The 16,699-nt window shown below is 71.5% G+C and carries 16 protein-coding genes; 10 read left to right on the top strand and 6 right to left on the bottom strand.

Features of this window, described 5'->3' with window-relative positions:
* Positions 1-3 precede the first annotated feature (3 nt).
* Complete coding sequence (locus OG446_RS06660; RefSeq protein WP_328893149.1) at positions 4-795, top strand: nucleotidyltransferase domain-containing protein; 792 nt, start codon at positions 4-6, stop codon at positions 793-795.
* Positions 796-840: 45 nt separating this feature from the next.
* Here OG446_RS06660 and OG446_RS06655 read toward each other — a convergent pair whose 3' ends face one another.
* On the bottom strand, positions 841-1,554 hold the full coding sequence (locus OG446_RS06655; RefSeq protein WP_328893148.1) for a nucleotidyltransferase domain-containing protein: 714 nt from the start codon (positions 1,552-1,554) through the stop codon (positions 841-843).
* Between the two features lie 123 nt (positions 1,555-1,677).
* Between OG446_RS06655 and aroH the strand changes: the two genes are divergently transcribed.
* The 5 genes from aroH (at position 1,678) to der (ending at position 6,169) form a co-directional block, all read left to right on the top strand.
* The gene (aroH, locus tag OG446_RS06650) at positions 1,678-2,040 is read left to right on the top strand and encodes a chorismate mutase (RefSeq protein ID WP_328893147.1); all 363 of its coding nucleotides are present in this window, start codon (positions 1,678-1,680) and stop codon (positions 2,038-2,040) included.
* Entirely contained in the window at positions 2,037-3,122 is a 1,086-nt protein-coding gene (locus tag OG446_RS06645; protein ID WP_328893146.1) for a prephenate dehydrogenase, read from the top strand. The genes aroH and OG446_RS06645 overlap by 4 nt, the downstream gene beginning before the upstream one ends.
* A gap of 137 nt (positions 3,123-3,259) precedes the next feature.
* The gene (cmk, locus tag OG446_RS06640) at positions 3,260-3,976 is read left to right on the top strand and encodes a (d)CMP kinase (RefSeq protein WP_328893145.1); all 717 of its coding nucleotides are present in this window, start codon (positions 3,260-3,262) and stop codon (positions 3,974-3,976) included.
* The gene (locus OG446_RS06635) at positions 3,973-4,635 is read left to right on the top strand and encodes a lysophospholipid acyltransferase family protein (RefSeq protein WP_328893144.1); all 663 of its coding nucleotides are present in this window, start codon (positions 3,973-3,975) and stop codon (positions 4,633-4,635) included. The genes cmk and OG446_RS06635 overlap by 4 nt, the downstream gene beginning before the upstream one ends.
* A gap of 64 nt (positions 4,636-4,699) precedes the next feature.
* On the top strand, positions 4,700-6,169 hold the full coding sequence (gene der / locus OG446_RS06630) for a ribosome biogenesis GTPase Der (RefSeq protein WP_326663852.1): 1,470 nt from the start codon (positions 4,700-4,702) through the stop codon (positions 6,167-6,169).
* Between the two features lie 180 nt (positions 6,170-6,349).
* On the opposite strand, the gene OG446_RS06625 is transcribed toward der, so the two are convergent.
* Both OG446_RS06625 and OG446_RS06620 read right to left on the bottom strand, forming a co-directional pair.
* A complete protein-coding gene (locus OG446_RS06625) occupies positions 6,350-6,691 on the bottom strand; it encodes a hypothetical protein (RefSeq protein ID WP_328893143.1) in 342 nt (113 codons plus the stop codon).
* Positions 6,692-6,819: 128 nt separating this feature from the next.
* Positions 6,820-7,602 (bottom strand): hypothetical protein, encoded by a 783-nt coding sequence (locus OG446_RS06620; protein WP_148016047.1) that lies wholly within the window; start codon positions 7,600-7,602, stop codon positions 6,820-6,822.
* Positions 7,603-8,309: 707 nt separating this feature from the next.
* Between OG446_RS06620 and OG446_RS06615 the strand changes: the two genes are divergently transcribed.
* Positions 8,310-8,525, top strand: coding sequence for an I78 family peptidase inhibitor (locus OG446_RS06615; protein WP_328893142.1), 216 nt, complete (start codon positions 8,310-8,312; stop codon positions 8,523-8,525).
* A 117-nt stretch (positions 8,526-8,642) separates the two neighbouring features.
* Here OG446_RS06615 and OG446_RS06610 read toward each other — a convergent pair whose 3' ends face one another.
* A complete protein-coding gene (locus tag OG446_RS06610; RefSeq protein ID WP_328893141.1) occupies positions 8,643-9,680 on the bottom strand; it encodes a phosphatase PAP2 family protein in 1,038 nt (345 codons plus the stop codon).
* 555 nt (positions 9,681-10,235) lie between these two features.
* Here OG446_RS06610 and OG446_RS06605 point away from each other — a divergent pair.
* Together OG446_RS06605 and OG446_RS06600 are read left to right on the top strand one after the other, a co-directional pair.
* Entirely contained in the window at positions 10,236-11,966 is a 1,731-nt protein-coding gene (locus tag OG446_RS06605; protein ID WP_328893140.1) for an MFS transporter, read from the top strand.
* Positions 11,967-12,061: 95 nt separating this feature from the next.
* Entirely contained in the window at positions 12,062-13,273 is a 1,212-nt protein-coding gene (locus tag OG446_RS06600; RefSeq protein WP_328893139.1) for an acyl-CoA dehydrogenase family protein, read from the top strand.
* A 38-nt stretch (positions 13,274-13,311) separates the two neighbouring features.
* On the opposite strand, the gene OG446_RS06595 is transcribed toward OG446_RS06600, so the two are convergent.
* Positions 13,312-13,755 (bottom strand): cell division protein SepF, encoded by a 444-nt coding sequence (locus tag OG446_RS06595; protein ID WP_328893138.1) that lies wholly within the window; start codon positions 13,753-13,755, stop codon positions 13,312-13,314.
* Between the two features lie 308 nt (positions 13,756-14,063).
* On the opposite strand from OG446_RS06595, the gene OG446_RS06590 reads away from it, so the two are divergent.
* Positions 14,064-15,293 carry a DUF5685 family protein gene (locus OG446_RS06590; protein ID WP_328898219.1) on the top strand — a complete coding sequence of 410 codons (1,230 nt, stop codon included), beginning with the start codon at positions 14,064-14,066 and terminating at the stop codon, positions 15,291-15,293.
* 46 nt (positions 15,294-15,339) lie between these two features.
* Here OG446_RS06590 and OG446_RS06585 read toward each other — a convergent pair whose 3' ends face one another.
* Positions 15,340-16,281, bottom strand: coding sequence for an ABC transporter substrate-binding protein (locus tag OG446_RS06585; protein WP_328893137.1), 942 nt, complete (start codon positions 16,279-16,281; stop codon positions 15,340-15,342).
* Positions 16,282-16,699: the final 418 nt, after the last annotated feature.

The raw sequence follows: 16,699 nt of genomic DNA, 5'->3' as shown, positions 1-16,699 counted from the left end.
GCCATGCTCACGAACACCGCACTCCTCAAGGAGGCCGGGCTGCCGGTCACCGACCTCGGCCCGGTCGTCGCGGGGGGACGCCACCCCCTGCTGTTCGCCACGGTCTCCGGGGCGCATCTGTACGGGTTCCCCTCCCGGGACTCGGACGTGGACCTGCGGGGGGTCCACGTCCTGCCCGCCGAGGACCTCGTCGGGCTCCGGGAGCCCGACGAGACCCGTTCGCGGATGTGGGACAGCGACGGGGTGGAGATGGACCTCGTCACCCACGACCTACGCAAGTTCGTCCGCCTGATGCTGAAGCCGAACGGCTACGTGCTGGAGCAGCTGCTGTCACCCCTGGTCGTGCACACGAGCGCCCTGCACGCCGAACTTGTGGCCCTCGCCCCGGCCGTCCTCACCCGCAACCACGCCCACCACTACCGCGGATTCGCCAACACCCAGTGGCGGCTCTTCGAGAGGACCGGTGAACTGAAACCGCTGCTGTACACCTTCCGGGCGCTGCTCACCGGTATCCACCTGATGCGCACCGGCGAGGTGCTGGCGCATCTGCCGACGCTGCTCGCCCGGGTTCCGGCACCGTCCTACCTCCCCGGGCTGATCACGGCGAAGGCCGCTGCCGAACACGGGGGAGCGGACGGGGTGGACACCGTGGCGGTGGCCCGGGACATCGAGTCGCTGCACCGGGCGCTCGACGGGGCCCAGGCGGACTCGGGGCTCCCGGACGGGGCGAGCGGCTTCGACGCACTGCATGAACTGGTGGTGCGGGCGCGCCTCGCTCCGGTCCCGGCGGGCTGAACCGCACCGCACCGCACCGCACCGCCCCGGCCGGCGGGACCGGCCTCAGCCCGCCGAACCCGCCTCGGACGCCAGGGCCGACGCCCGCCGGGCACGGATCAGGAAGTCCTCGACCCGCGCCCGGTCCGGCCGGTCCGGCAGCGGGGAGACGGCGGCCGCCTCGTCACTCTCGTCGGCCAGCGACGCCATGCGCCGCTCCACCTCCGGCCAGGGGACCTCGCCCCGCTTGACCGCCAGCAGTTCCTCCCGGGCCGTGCCCACGTCGATCGTGAGCTCTCCCGTACGCAGCAGGTCCCGGCAGCTCGCCAGCAGCCGCAGCAGATGCATCGCGTGCTTCCAGCGAGGCGCCCCGTACTGCCGGACATCCGCCTCCAGCTTCCGGCGCTGCCCCAGTGCGTACCGGACGAAGGTCTGATGGGCCTGCCGGGACAGGAACGCCTCGCGCAGGGAGAGGAGTTCACGGCCCGTCGCGTCGATCCGCTCCACGAGCGGCGAGTGCAGGCACTCCAGCACATTGGGGTTGGCCCGCAGAGCCAGGTCGCAGAACCGCTCCAGCTCCCACGAGAACTGTTCGTCGGCCGGCCCGTCGACATGCGTCGGAGGCTTGTCGAACCGCCAGAACAGCGGGGTCGGGGCGAGGAACACCCCGCGCCGGTCCGTGTCGCTGCCCTCCGTCGCGAGCCCGAAGGCGCGTGAGCCCATCACACAGGAGTAGACCGTGTGGTCGCGGACCAGGGACTCGTCGCCGGGGGAGATCATGCAGGGAGAGTACGGGCACGTGCCGCCGCGTCTCACGGACAGGGCGCCCCGGCGCGGGACGCCGTCATCCCTCTAGGCTGAAACGCAAGCGCAGACGCGGCAGGAACAGGCAAGGAGCACGACGTGGCGGTACGAGCGGTCCGCGGAGCCGTCCAGCTGGAGCGGGACGAGGCCGGACACATGGACGAGCAGGTCAGTGCCCTGCTCACCACCGTCCTGGAGCGCAACAGCCTGGTCGCGGACGATCTGATCAGCATCTGGTTCACGGCCACACCCGATCTGCACTGCGACTTCCCGGCCGCCGCGGCACGCGGCATCGGTATCGTCGACGTACCGCTGATCTGCGCCCAGGAGCTGGACATCGAAGGCGCCATGCCCCGGGTGGTACGGATCCTCGCCCATGTCGAGACGTATCTCGCCAAGTCCGAGATCGCCCACGTCTACCTCGGCGCCACCGCCGCCCTTCGCAAGGACATCGCCCAGTGAGAACCGCCCTCGTCATCGGAACGGGCCTCGTCGGCACCTCCGCGGCCCTCGCCCTCGCCGGGCGCGGTATCAAGGTCCACCTCGTCGACCACGACCCGGAGTCGGCGCGTACGGCGGCCGCCCTCGGAGCCGGTACGGACGAGCAGCCCGAGGGACGCGTCGACCTGGCGATCGTCGCCGTGCCGCCGGCCCACACCGCGACCGTGCTCGCCACCGCCATCGGCAGCGGCGTCGCCCGCGGCTACCTCGACGTCGCGAGCGTGAAGGGCGGACCGCGCCGCGAGCTGGAGGCGCTCGGCGTCGACCTCACCCCGTACATCGGTACGCACCCGATGGCCGGCAAGGAGCGCTCCGGCCCGCTCGCCGCCACCGCCGACCTGTTCGAGGGCCGGCCCTGGGTTCTCACGCCCACGCGGGACACCGACACCGAGGTCCTCAACCTCGCACTGGAGCTGGTCGCGCTCTGCCGCGCCGTCCCGGTCGTCATGGACGCCGACGCCCACGACCGGGCCGTCGCCCTCGTCTCCCACACCCCGCAACTGATCTCCTCGATGGTCGCCGCCCGCCTGGAGGAGGCCGACGAGACCGCGGTGCGCCTGTGCGGCCAGGGCATCAGGGACGTCACGCGGATCGCGGCCTCCGACCCCCGGATGTGGGTGGAGATCCTGTCCGCCAACCCGGGCCCGGTCGCCGACGTCCTCGCCGGTGTCGCCGCCGATCTGGAGGAGACCGTCAACGCCCTGCGCGGGATGCAGTCCGCCGACGAGGACAAGCGGCGCGAGGGCACCGAAGGCATCCAGGACGTCCTGCGCCGCGGCAACGCCGGCCGCGTCAGGGTCCCCGGCAAGCACGGGGCCGCCCCCGCCTCGTACGAGGTCGTGGCCGTCCTCATCAGCGACCGCCCCGGCGAACTGGCCGGGATCTTCGCGGACGCGGGCCGGGCCGGGGTCAACGTCGAGGACGTACGGATCGAGCACGCCACCGGGCAGCAGGCGGGCCTCGTCCAGCTGATGGTCGAACCGAGCGCCGCCCCGGCACTGAGCGCCGCCCTGCGCGAGCGGGGCTGGTCGATCCGGCAGTAGGGCCTTCTCCCGGGCCCTTGGGACACCGGGCCGGGAGGCACTTTTCCACAGGGGTGGTCGGGCCCGCCCCGGCACTCGGTAACCTTGTGCGGGGCGGGTTCACGCGTCCCGTCCCGCCCACCCCGTGTACCAGGAAGGTGTCCACCACCGTGGAAACCGTAAGCGCCGCCGCCCGGACCGCCCCGGCCGCAGTGATCGTCGCCATCGACGGCCCCTCCGGAACCGGCAAGTCCAGCACGTCCAAGGCCGTCGCCGCCCAGCTCGGCCTCAGCTACCTGGACACCGGTGCCCAGTACCGGGCGATCACCTGGTGGATGCTGAACAACGGCATCGACGTGCACGACGCGGCGGAGGTGGCGACCGCGGCCGCCAAGCCGGTCATCGTCTCCGGCACCGACCCCACCGGCCCGACGATCACCGTCGACGGCGAGGACGCCTCCGGCCCGATCCGTACGCAGGAGGTCACCTCCAAGGTCAGCGCCGTCAGCGCCGTCCCCGAGGTGCGCACCCGCATCACCGAGCTGCAGCGCACCATCGCCGCCGGAGCGGAGAAGGGCATCGTCGTCGAGGGCCGCGACATCGGCACCACCGTGCTGCCCGACGCCGACATCAAGATCTTCCTGACCGCGTCCCCGGAGGCCCGCGCGGCCCGCCGCAGCGGCGAGGTCAAGGGTTCCGACCTGGCCGCCACCAAGGAAGCACTGATCAAGCGGGACGCAGCCGACTCCGGCCGCAAGACCTCGCCGCTAGCCAAGGCGGACGACGCGGTCGAGGTGGACACCACCGAGCTGACCCTCCAGCAGGTCATCGAGTGCGTCGTCACCCTCGTCGGGGAGAAGCAGGCCGCCAAGTGACACCTGCCACGGGCGCGCCCACGCTGCGCGGAGCGGCGGTCGGGCGCGGCATCGGGATCGGGCTGATGCACGGGCTCTTCAAGCCCCGCGTACTCGGCGCCTGGCGGGTCCCCGCCTCCGGACCCGTCATACTCGCGGTGAACCACTCGCACAACATCGACGGGCCGATGCTGATGGGCACCGCGCCCCGGCCCGTCCACTTCCTGATCAAGAAAGAGGCGTTCGTCGGCCCCCTGGACCCGTTCCTGCGTGGAATCGGTCAGCTGAAGGTGGACCGTTCGATCGCCGACCGCACCGCCATCACCCACGCCCTCGGCGTGCTGGAGGACGGCGGAGTGCTCGGGATCTTCCCCGAGGGCACCAGGGGCGAAGGAGACTTCGCCTCGTTGCGCGCCGGACTGGCGTATTTCGCGGTACGCAGCGGGGCGCCGATCGTGCCCGTGGCCGTACTGGGAAGCACTGAGCGCCGCGGACGGTTGATATCGGCACTGCCGCCGTTGCGCAGCCGTGTCGACGTCGTCTTCGGTGAGGCGTTCGAGGCGGGCGATGGCAGCGGCAGACGGACGCGCACGGCGCTGGACGAGGCGACGGTGCGCATCCAGGGACGGCTGACCGGCCACCTGGAGCAGGCCAGGCGCCTCACCGGGCGCACCGAGTAAGACTTGAGTAGTGGACCGCGTGCTGCGTGGTCCATCGATGATGATGCAAAGAGGAACGGACTTCATGAACGACCAGATTCACTCCGGCGGCTCGGACCACGAGCACGGAGCGCTTGGCGATGCCGAGTACGCGGAGTTCATGGAGCTCGCCGCGCAGGAGGGGTTCGACCCCGAGGACGTCGAGGGTGCCATCGGTGCGGCCGGTCACGGCCCGCTGCCCGCACTCGCCGTCGTCGGCCGCCCCAACGTCGGCAAGTCGACCCTGGTGAACCGGATCATCGGCCGTCGCGAGGCCGTGGTCCAGGACAAGCCCGGCGTCACCCGTGACCGCGTCAGCTACGAGGCCGAATGGGCGGGCCGCCGCTTCAAGGTCGTCGACACCGGCGGCTGGGAGCAGGACGTGCTCGGGCTGGACGCCTCCGTCGCCGCCCAGGCCGAGTACGCGATCGAGATGGCCGACGCGGTCGTCTTCGTGGTCGACTCCACGGTCGGCGCCACCGACACCGACGAGGCCGTCGTCAAGCTGCTGCGCCGGTCCGGCAAGCCGGTCGTGCTCTGCGCGAACAAGGTCGACGGACAGAGCGGCGAGGCGGACGCCACCGCGCTCTGGTCGCTCGGCCTCGGCCAGCCGCACCCGGTCTCCTCGCTGCACGGCCGCGGCACCGGCGACATGCTGGACGCCGTGCTGGAGGCGCTTCCCGAGGCACCGGCCCAGTCGTTCGGCACGGCGGTCGGCGGCCCGCGCCGCATCGCGCTGATCGGCCGTCCGAACGTGGGCAAGTCCTCGCTGCTGAACAAGGTGGCCAACGAGGACCGCGTCGTCGTCAACGAACTGGCCGGCACGACCCGTGACCCGGTCGACGAGCTGATCACCCTCGGCGGCATCACCTGGAAGTTCATCGACACGGCGGGCATCCGGCGCCGGGTCCACCTCCAGGAGGGCGCGGACTACTACGCCTCGCTGCGTACCGCGGCCGCCGTGGAGAAGGCCGAGGTCGCCGTGATCCTGATCGACTCCAGCGAGTCGATCAGCGTCCAGGACCAGCGCATCGTCACCATGGCCGTCGAGGCCGGGCGCGCGATCGTCCTCGCCTTCAACAAGTGGGACACCCTCGACGAGGAGCGCCGCTACTACCTGGAGCGCGAGATCGAGACGGAGCTCGCGCAGGTCGCGTGGGCCCCGCGGGTCAACGTCTCGGCCCTCACCGGCCGCCACATGGAGAAGCTGGTCCCGGCGATCGAGACCGCGCTCGCCGGCTGGGAGACCCGTATCCCCACCGGCCGGCTGAACGCCTTCCTCGGTGAGATCGTCGCCTCCCACCCGCACCCGATCCGCGGCGGCAAGCAGCCCCGCATCCTGTTCGGCACCCAGGCGGGCACCACGCCGCCGCGCTTCGTGCTCTTCGCCTCCGGCTTCCTGGAGCACGGTTACCGCCGCTTCGTCGAGCGCCGGCTGCGTGAGGAGTTCGGCTTCGAGGGCACGCCGATCCACATCTCGGTGCGGGTCCGCGAGAAGCGCGGCCGCAACAAGTAGGCAACCGGGTGAGGCCTGCGCCGTCCCTGCGCCTGTGCAAGGCCCAGGGACGGCGCGCTGCGGCCCCCTCGGGGCCCCGAGGCCGTTTGAAGCCTCCAAGGGGCCGTCAGCGGCCTCCTGAACACACGACGGAGCCCCGGACCGCTCGCTGAACGAGCGGTCCGGGGCTCCGTCGTACGGTCAGGCTCCCCGTGAGCCCGGCGGCAGCGCCGCCGCCGGCCTGCCCCCGCCCGCGTGCCGTCCGACCCGCTGCCACGAGCCGAGGCTCCCCGTGTGGCCGCCCGGGCCGCCACTCTGCCCGCCCGTGCCGCTCGCGGTACTCCCCGCTCCACCGTGCCCGGAGTGGCCGCTCAGCGGGGCGCGGGAGCCGAAGAACCCGGAGCCGAAGGCCGGCAGGCCCAGACTCTCCTCGCCACTCCGATCACCCGGCAGCGCCCTGAACGACCTGCGGTACTCGGAGTACAGCGCGTCGTAGATCGGGGTGTGGGACGGGCCGCCCGATGGGCCCTGCGCGGGACGCATGGCAGGGATCGGGCTCGGACGCTGGTGGGAGGGGTCGTATGAGTGCACGTAGGTGCCAACGACCCCGCCGCCCGTCGGATGCGGGCCCGGGGGAGAATTAGCGGTTCGCCGCGGGTGCGCGGTCATGATCAGGTCCCGGCCAGCGGCATCGCGGCCGCGACCAGCAGCCCGCCGGCCGCGGCCTTCTCCAGGGCGTCGCGCAGCAGGTCCTCGCGGGGCTGCTGGCCGATCGAACCGGCCGGGGCGGCGTAGACCAGCACGGTCTGCGACTTGTTGGCCGCGGTCCGCCAGCCCTCGGTGACCTGAAGCGGTGCGTGCGCCTGCCACCAGGCCACCGGAGCCCCGCCGCCGGTCCCCGGCTGGAGCACCGCGTGCAGCTGCCCCATGGCGAGCAGGATCGACCAGCCGTGCAGCACCTCGGGGACCTGGTCCATCCGGTGGACCGGGCGGAAGTTCTGCTCCAGCAGCAGCTGGAGGAACTCGTCACCGGCACTGCCGTCGGTGCCCGGGCGGGCGATGGCGCCGGTCGGCTCGACGACCAGGGCGGGGTGGAGCTCGTCGTCGATCAGGACGAGGCCGCTGGTGATTCCGAGCACCGCCTGCTCGGGCGTCAGCCGTTCCGGGGCCTCCTGCTCGCTGCCGGTGATGCTGCGCACGGCCCCCTGCAGCTGTTCCTCGGCGACCTGGACCACCTGCGAGGGAATGCAGCTCGCATGGGCGAAGGCCAGGACGGCGGTCTCGTCGCCGACGAACAGCACCGTGCTGGTGCGCTCCTGCTCGGAGTCGCCGGGGGTGCGGCAGGAGGTGCAGTCGTAACTGCCGGGGGCGTTGTCGCCGACGAGCAGCCGGTCGGCTTCGGCGTCGCCGATCTCGGCGCGTACGTCCTCGCTGACGTCGAGCATGCGCGGCACGGGTGGCTCCTCGAACTCGGTACGTGCGCCGGGCGGTTCCCGGCTCATGAAGGAGACAACGGGTGAGCCGCTGCCTGGGTCACGCGAGAAGGGGAACGGAATCGAACCGCGCAGCGTGTTCGATTTGGTGATACCCGGACAAACGCGGACATGGCGAAACGTGCCGTACGCAGGTGAGTCACCCGGCGGGGAGGCGTCGGCCACGCCGGGGCCGCCGCTGCCGCGGAGGAGCGAGGGCACTGCCGGGCGCTCACGGCGGAGGCGCCCGGCACGGCTCTCGGCAGGCCGTGCGGGGCCGTAATGCGGAAGCTCCGGGTGTCCGCTATACGGGCGGAAGGGGGCGGGGAGGGGGCGTGGTGGGATGGTGTGGATATCGTCACCCAGGGATAAGGGTGCGATAAGGAAGGGTGAATTCCTGGTGGTGTGTTCATTTACGGATGGTCTCTCCGGAGGGAAATCGACATCACCCGGTAGTGTCTATTCCGCTTGTTTTCCGGGCTCTTTCCGCCCGCTTCGGTGATCGTTTTCTGCCCTGTGTGATTACTGTGCGTTCGACGGTGAATCGTGCGTCCGAACGAATGACCGCGCAGCGAACACGTGTAGTGATCCTGTGACACAAGTGTGACCGGCGAGGTACGTGGGGATGCGGTGCGACGGGGTGGCGCCCCCGCTTCCGTAGCGGTCGGGCGCCGCCTACGGTGAGAGGCATGGCACCTGTACCGACTCCTTCCGCCCAGCCCGACGACACTCCCGGCGCCTATGTCGGCCTCACCTCCGAGACCGCCGAACAGCGAGCCCGGAAGCGCGGCTGGGCCACGGTCAGAGCCCTGCCGCCGGGCACCGTGATCACCATGGAGTTCCAGAGCGGCCGGATCAACTTCGAGGTCGAGGCGGGCGTCGTCAGACGCTGCTGGACCGGCTGAGGGCCGCATGCCGCGTGGCTCGCCGCCCGCGCCCCTGGATGGCGGAAGGCCCCGACTCCGGTCGGGGCCTTCCGCCATCCAGGGGCGTGGCGCGCGCCGCGCCCGGGTTCCGCGGGGTCAGCCGCCCGCCACCGGCCGGGCAGGGGCCGCGCCGCCGCGGGGCGTACGTTCCGTGTGCGGTGGGCGGCGGCTGCCCGCCGGGGTGACCGGGGTCCGCTCGGAGCGCGTGGTGTGGCCCGGGTGCGCGGGCGGTGCGGTGTGCGCCCGGGGGCGGCCGCCGGTGACCGTGACCACCGACGTCTGGTGTCCGCCGGTGCCGGCCGGTTCACGGGCGGAGCCCTGTGCCGCGTTGCCCATGGCATGCAGGCCGGCCGTCGCCGGCTGGGGAGTGCCGGCCGGGGCGGGGTGCGGTGCCACGGTCCTGCCGCGGGCGCTGAGCCATTCGCGGGCCGCGAAGATCCAGTTCTCGGCCCGGGTGATCAATGGCTCGACCCAGGGCAGGCCCAGGAGGATCAGCAGCCCGGCCGCCCATCCGAGCACCACATCGCTGAGCCAGTGCGTACCGAGGTAGACCGTCGTCAGACCGACCCCGAGGGAGACGATCGCGGACATGGCCGACAGATAGCGCCTGGCGCGCGGGGTGGCGGCCAGATAGGCAAGGATTCCCCAGGTCACGACCGCGTTGGCGGTGTGGCCCGAGGGAAATATATCGCCGCCGGCGAAGAGCTCCGCCGATCCGATCTGCGTCGCGTAGTGCGGGCCGAGCCGGCCGAGGCCGATCTTGACCGCGCCCACCGTCACGTTGAGCAGCAGGAGTGAGGCGCCCAGCGTCAGCAGGGGTCGCAGGGTGTGCTGCCGCCAGGAGCGCCAGCCCAGCCAGCAGGCGACCATGACCGCCGTCGGCCCGCGCTGTCCGAGGACGACGTAGTAGTCGAGGAAGGCGTGGATGCCGGGCCACTGCTGGTACGGCCGGAAGAGCATGACCTTCCAGTCCAGGGTCACCAGCCAGGACGACATGAGCACGGCAATGACGATGGCCAGATAGAACGCCAACGTCCCGCCGAAGAGAGCGATGCGGTGAGGACTCATCCGCGGTGTCTCTATCTTCGGCGGTTCCGGCTCCCGGTCCAGACGGGCAAAGATGTCGGTACGCACCCAATCGACGTTACAGCGAGTGAGTGGGTGAACCGGTCGATCCGGCCGCTTTGTGATGACGATGTGATGTGGACTATGTCTCAGTCCGAGCCGATTTTCTGAGTTTCCGGGAGTTCGGAATTCCTTTCGATCCATTCATTCGGCAGACGTTTCCGGCAATGCATTCGGTGATGAACGGAAAGGCGCTCCGGGCGGCGAAGAGCATTTGTCCGGAGCGCCCGCGAGAGGGAACGGACGGTATCGGTCCGGTTACTGGACGCCTTCGGGCGGTGCACGCCCGGGGCCCCTCGCGGCCTCCGTGCCCCTGGTCCGCGCGGCGGGAGGGCCGGTCGTCGCAGGTCGGCGCGGGGTCCCGGCGGGGGGCGGCTCCGGCGCCCGTAGTGGCGTACGCCACACTCGACGGCGTCGGCCGGTATGAGATGGGCCACGTGTGGCCCTGCCGAACTCGCGTACGCTGACGGATCACTCGCCCGTCGATGCCGGGCCCGGAGGGACAGCGGACGCTGAATCCCCGGGGGGCCTGCCGAGCGCGAGGGACCTTTGGGAGGTAGATGCATGTCCGGGACGACCACAGCCCGAATCCGTCTGCGCGAAGCCGCCGACGGAGCCAATCGATGGGTCGTCCTGGTCGTCCTCTGCCTCAGCCTGCTGCTCGTGGCACTCGACGCGACCGTGCTGCACGTCGCCGTCCCCGCCGTCACCGAGGACCTGCGGCCCAGCGCCGTCGGTCTGCTGTGGATCGTCGACGTCTATCCCCTGGTCTGCGCGTCCCTGCTGATCCTCTTCGGCACGCTCGGTGACCGCGTGGGACGGCGGCGCATACTGCTGCTCGGCTACGCGCTCTTCGGGGTCGCATCCGCCGTCGCCGCCATGGCCGACAGCGCGGGCGTGCTCATAGCGGCCCGGGCCATGCTCGGCGTCGGCGGCGCGATGATCATGCCGGCGACCCTGTCGATCCTCCGGCAGGTCTTTCCCGACCGCCGTGAGCGGGCGGTGGCCATCGGCGTGTGGTCGGCCGTCGCCGCCGTCGGAGCCGCCACCGGCCCGGTCATCGGCGGCTTCCTCGTCGAACACTTCTGGTGGGGCTCGGTCTTCCTCATCAACATCCCGCTGATGGCCCTGATCCTGCCGCTCGGCCGGCTGCTGCTCCCGGAGTCCCGCGGCAGCAACGACGGCCCCTGGGACGTGCTCGGCGCGCTGATGGCCGCCGCCGGTGTCCTCGGCGTCGTCCTCGGGGTGAAGCGCGCGGGAACCGGCGAGGGGCTGTTCGGCCCGGGCACTCTCGTGCCGCTGCTGGCCGGGGTCGCGCTGCTGGCCGCGTTCGTCCGCCGTCAGAAGCGCCGGACGCATCCGCTGGTCGACATGGGGATGTTCGCCAGGCCCGCCTTCACCACCGCGGTGGGCTGCATCGTCCTCGCCATGCTCGCCCTGGTCGGCCTGGAGCTGATCGCTGTCCAGTACCTCCAGCTGGTCCTGGACCTCAGCCCGCTGGAGACCGGTCTGCGCCTTCTGCCGCTCACCTTCGCCGCGATGGCCGCGGGTGCCACCGGCTCGTACACCCTGCGCCGGGTCGGACCGCGCCGGATGGTCGGCTGGGGCTTCGTCCTGACGGCGGCCGCGGTGCTGATGCTGACCGCGATGGGCCAGCACGACCGGCCCGGCCTGCTGACCGTCTCCTTCGTCCTGCTGGGCTTCGGCCTGCAGTCCACGCTCTTCGGTGCGTACGAGTCCATGCTCAGCGAGGCCCCGGCCGACCGGGCCGGCGGGGCCGCCGCGATAGGCGAGACCTCCTACCAGCTGGGGGCCGGCATGGGCATCGCCCTGCTGGGAAGCGTGATGAACGCCGCGTACGCACCCGGTCTGGCCAAGCTGCCCGACGAGGGGGTCCCCGCCTCCGCGGGCGCCGCCGCGGCGCACTCGCTCGGCGAGGCCTATCAGGTCGCCGCGCAACTGGGCGGCCCGCTCGGCGCCGTATTGCGGTCCACCGCACGGGACGCCTTCGTCGGCGGGCTGCACATCACCCTGCTGGTCAGTGCGGGTCTGCTGCTCCTCGGGGCCCTCGCGGCACTGAAGCTGCCCCGCGCGATGGAGTGCCCGCCGTTGCTCTGCGAGGCCCGGGAGTCCGTGGACGGTCATGAGGTGCCCGGCCCCCGGGACGCGGCCGGTCACCAGGAGCTCCCGCACCCGCACGAGCTGCCGGACCGGGAGCGGCCCGAGGTGCTGCTCCGGCTGCCCGCGCGGCGCACGCCGGCCGAGGCGACGGGCTCTGGACGCGCGGCACACTGAGTCGTAACGTCGGGACGACGCCGTAACTAACACTGCTAGTTTTCGGCGTTCCCCACCGACATCGGTACCGTGCGAGCCGCCGGAGGCACCCCCTCATGTCCACCGCTCCGTCCTCGAAACTCCCGCCCTTCGACCCCCGTGACCCGATCGGCATCGACGATCTCCTGGGCGACGAGGATCTCGCGATCCGCGACACCGTCCGGGTCTGGGCCGCCGACCGGGTCCTGCCGCACATCGCCGAGTGGTACGAGAACGGCGAGCTGCCCGGCATCCGCGAGCTGGCCCGCGAGCTCGGATCGCTCGGGGCCCTGGGCATGTCCCTGGAGGGCTACGGCTGCGCGGGCGCCACCGCGGTCCAGTACGGGCTGGCCTGCCTGGAGCTGGAGGCCGCCGACTCCGGGATCCGCTCGCTCGTCTCCGTACAGGGCTCCCTCGCCATGTACGCCATCCACCGCTTCGGCTCGGAGGAGCAGAAGCGGCAGTGGCTGCCCGGTATGGCGGCCGGTGAGATCATCGGCTGCTTCGGCCTCACCGAACCGGACCACGGTTCCGACCCGGCCGGCATGCGGACGTACGCCAAGCGCGACGGCGACGACTGGGTTCTCAGCGGCCGCAAGATGTGGATCACCAACGGCTCGGTCGCCGGGGTCGCCGTGGTCTGGGCGCAGACCGACGAGTCCACGGCGGGCAGCGGCATCCGCGGATTCGTGGTGCCGACCGACGCCCCCGGTTTCTCCGCGCCGGAGATCAGGCACAAGTGGTCCCTGCGCGCCTCGGTCACCAGCGAGCTGATCCTCGACGACGTGCGGCTGCCGGCCGACGCCGTCCTGCCGGGCGTCACCGGGCTGCGCGGCCCGCTCAGCTGTCTCAGCCATGCCCGCTACGGCATCGTCTGGGGCGCGATGGGCGCCGCCCGGTCCAGCTTCGAGGCGGCCGTCGACTACGCGAGGACTCGTGAGCAGTTCGGGAAGCCGATCGGCGGCTTCCAGCTCACCCAGGCCAAGCTCGCCGACATGGCCGTCGAACTGCACAAGGGCATCCTGCTCGCCCACCACCTCGGCCGTCGGATGGACGCGGGCAGGCTCCGTCCGGAGCAGGTCAGTTTCGGGAAGCTGAACAATGTGCGGGAGGCCATCGAGATCTGCCGCACCTCGCGCACGATCCTCGGCGCCAACGGGATCTCGCTGGAGTACCCGGTGATGCGCCACGCGACGAATCTGGAGTCGGTGCTCACCTACGAGGGAACCGTGGAGATGCACCAGCTGGTGCTGGGCAAGGCGCTCACCGGCCTGGACGCGTTCCGGTGAACCGGAACGGCGGCCCGACCGATCGGTGAGCGCCCCGCTCAGCTCTGGTTGAAGAAGCCGTCGGCCGGCCGGCCGACGGCTTCGCCGGTGACGACCTGCGTGTCGGCGGGGCTCAGCAGGAAGACCCGGGTGGCCACGCGCTCGATCGAGCCGCGCAGTCCGAAGATCAGTCCCGCGGCGAAGTCCACCACGCGCTTGGCGTCGGCGGAGTCCATGGACGTGAGGTTCATGATCACCGGGACGCCGTCCCGGAAGAGCTCTCCGATGGCCCGGGCGTCCCGGAAGCTGTCCGGGGTCACGGTCGCGATCCGGCGGCCCGTCTCCTCGGCCGTCTCCGTGGCCACCCGCACCCGCGGATCGGTCACCCAGGCCTGACCGGTCCCGGTCCTTGCACCCTCGGCGTACTCGTCGTCGTCGTAGTACCGCTCGTCGTTGTCCTCTACGAGGCCCAGCCAGGCACTCGCCTTGCGCACCGATCCCATGGACGCCTCCTCTCACCGCGGTTCCTTGGCGTTCCGCATGTCTTTCGTATCCCTATGGTCGTCCATGATGCGGATCGTGCGCCAAGGGGATAGGCGGCGCGCAGGGCATTCGTGACGGTACTGGTGCAGAAGATGTGGCGATTCGTCAAGGTTCCTCCTGCATAAGGGCCCTGGAGATAAGAAAATATGCTCCTCCGGTCCGTACGGGTGACATGGGGGGCGTACGGGTGAACGGGTCACTCGATACGATGCACGTCGCGCAGGCGCCCGAGCGCCGCGCACAGCTGAACGACTCCCGGGGGATGGCCGTGTTCGGAATCGTCAGGCCCTGCACTCACCGCTTGTCGGAGGGGCTCAAGGCCGAGTGGATGGCCCATCTCTGCGGGCTCTGTCTGGCACTTCGCTCCGATCACGGGCAGTTCGCCCGGATCGTCACGAACTATGACGGTCTGATCGTCTCGGTCCTGACGGAGGCTCAGACCGAGCGCACCCCCGGGCAGCGGCGCACGGCCGGTCCCTGCCCCCTGCGCGCCATGCGCACCGCCCCGGTGGCGCGGGGTGAGGGCGCCAGGCTCGCGGCGGCCGTCTCGCTGGTGCTGGCCTCCGCCAAGGTGCGCGACCACGTGGCCGACCGGGACGGCCTGTTGGCGCGCCGCCCGGTGGCCGCCGCCGCACGCCGGGTGGCCGCGGGCTGGGACCGGGCCGGGGCGCGCACCGGGGCGCAGCTCGGCTTCGACACCGCGCTGCTCGTCGACGCCGTCGACCGGCAGACCGGCATCGAGCTGCTCGCGGGGCCGGGCACCCCGCTGCTGACGGTCACCGAGCCCACCGAGACCGCCACCGCCGCGGCCTTCGCACACACCGCGGTGCTCGCGGGCAAGCCGCAGAACGCGGAGCCGCTCGCGGAGGCGGGGCGGCTCTTCGGACGCCTCGCGCATCTGCTGGATGCCGTGGAGGACCAGGAAGCTGACGCCGCGTCGGGCGCCTGGAACCCCCTGACGGCGACCGGCACCTCGCGCGCCGAGGCCCGCCGGCTGTGCGACGACGCGCTGCGTGGCGTACGGCTGGCGCTGCGCGACGCGGAGTTCGCCGACGACAAGCTCGCTCATGTGCTGCTGGCACACGAGCTGCGGCGCTCGGTGGACCGGGCGTTCGCCACGGACGTCTGTTCCCATCAGGGTGGCGGGCTTCTCACCGAAGCCGGCCACCCGTCAGGAGCGCGGCCCACGGGGTCCTTCGGGCCGCCTCCCGGCAATCCGTACGCCCCCACGGGCCCGTCCGGCCCCTTCGGTCCGCCGCCGCCGGAGCCCCCGCGCGACCGGCGGGGGCTCGTCCTGGGGTGCCTGGTGTGGGCGGGCCTCGCCTGCACCTGCCAGATGTGCTGCGGGACCTTCGACGATCCGTGGAGCGGTCAGCGGCGCGAGGGGCTGTGCAGTAAGTGCGACTGCGGCGACTGCTGCGACGCCTGCGACTGCTGCAGCAATTGCGGGGACTGCTGTGACGGCTGCGACTGCTGCGGATGCGACTGCAGCTGCTGACCCGGCGCCCGGAACCTCGTCCGCCGTCAACGTCACTGACTGTGCGTCACTTGATCTCCGGCGGCGAGATCTGCGAGGTCGCGACCGCCGAGGCGGAGATGCCCCACTTCTTCAGGATCCGGTCGTAGGTGCCGTCCGCCTTGAGCCGGTTGACGGCGGCCTGGAACGCGGGCGCCAGCGGGGTGCCCTTCTTGAAGGCGAAGCCGACGTCGAGCCGCTTGAACTCGTTGAGGAAGCGCACCCCCTCCTGCTGCCCCACCGCGTACCGCAGGCCGTTGATGGTCGACATCACCACGTCCGTGCGCCCCTGCTGGAGCGAGGTCCAGACCGCCGACTGATCGGAGTACGTCTTCACGTCGTACGCCTCCTTGCCGGCTTCGGAGCACAGGTGCCGGTTCTTCTCCAGCGTCACCTCGAAGGTGGTGCCCGCCGCCGTCCCCACCGTCAGACCGCAGAGCTGGGCGAGACCGGTGACCTCGGCCAGCTTGCTGTCGTCCCGGACGGCGAAGCCCTGGCCGTCGTTGAGGTAGGTGACGAAGTCGATCGTCCGGCTGCGTTCGTCGGTGACACCGAAGTTGCCGGTGCCCACCTCGTACTTCCCGCTGCCGAGCGCGGGCAGGATCGCCTCGAACGCGGCGACCTCCCGTTGCGGCTTCAGCCCCAGGACCCTGGCCACGGCGTCCCCGAAGTCGATGTCGACGCCGGCCAGGGTCGTGCCGTCCGCGAGATAGGTGGCGCTGGGCGGGGAGCCGACGCTGGAGGCGATGCTCAGGGTGCCGGACGAACGGACTCCGGCGGGCAGCAGGGCGGCCGCCGCCGCGTCCTTCCTCACTCCCGACACGACATCGGCGGTGGGGACGGCGCCCTTGGGGGCGGAACCAGCCGCGCCCGCCGGGGAGGCCGCCGGATCGCCGGACCCGCACGCGGTCAGCGTCAGAGTGGCGGCGGTGATCAGCGCGAAGGCAGCGGTGTGCCGGGTACGGGGCATGAGGGATGGTTCTCCAGATTCGTCGGCCGCGGACGGGCGCGGGGCAGCGCGCGACGGCCCACGGACGGGGCGGAGGAAAGGCGGAACTCGAGGCAAGACCGGTGCGAGGGGAGGGTGGTGCGGCGTTGTGTACGCGAGGGCACGCGGGGAGAAGAGCTCAGACGCCGGTCACGGCGCGAGCGGGAATGCGGGACGGAGCAGGGCGAAGGCTCAACAGGAACAGGACCACACGCGACCGAAGTCGATGTGGGAGCGCTTGACCAGCCACTGCTGCGAATGCATGGCCCAAGTGGAACAGGCATCCGGTGGTCCGTCAACTGACCTGAGACGCACCTCTCATAGTGTGGACGGGGTTGACAAGCCGCGCCGAACAGCGCTTACCGCAAAGGCGGATCGGGCTGAGGGGCCCGCTCCCCGT

Source organism: Streptomyces sp. NBC_00236 (assembly GCF_036195045.1).
Taxonomy (GTDB): Bacteria; Actinomycetota; Actinomycetes; order Streptomycetales; family Streptomycetaceae; genus Streptomyces.
This window is presented reverse-complemented; position numbering and strand designations above follow the sequence as displayed.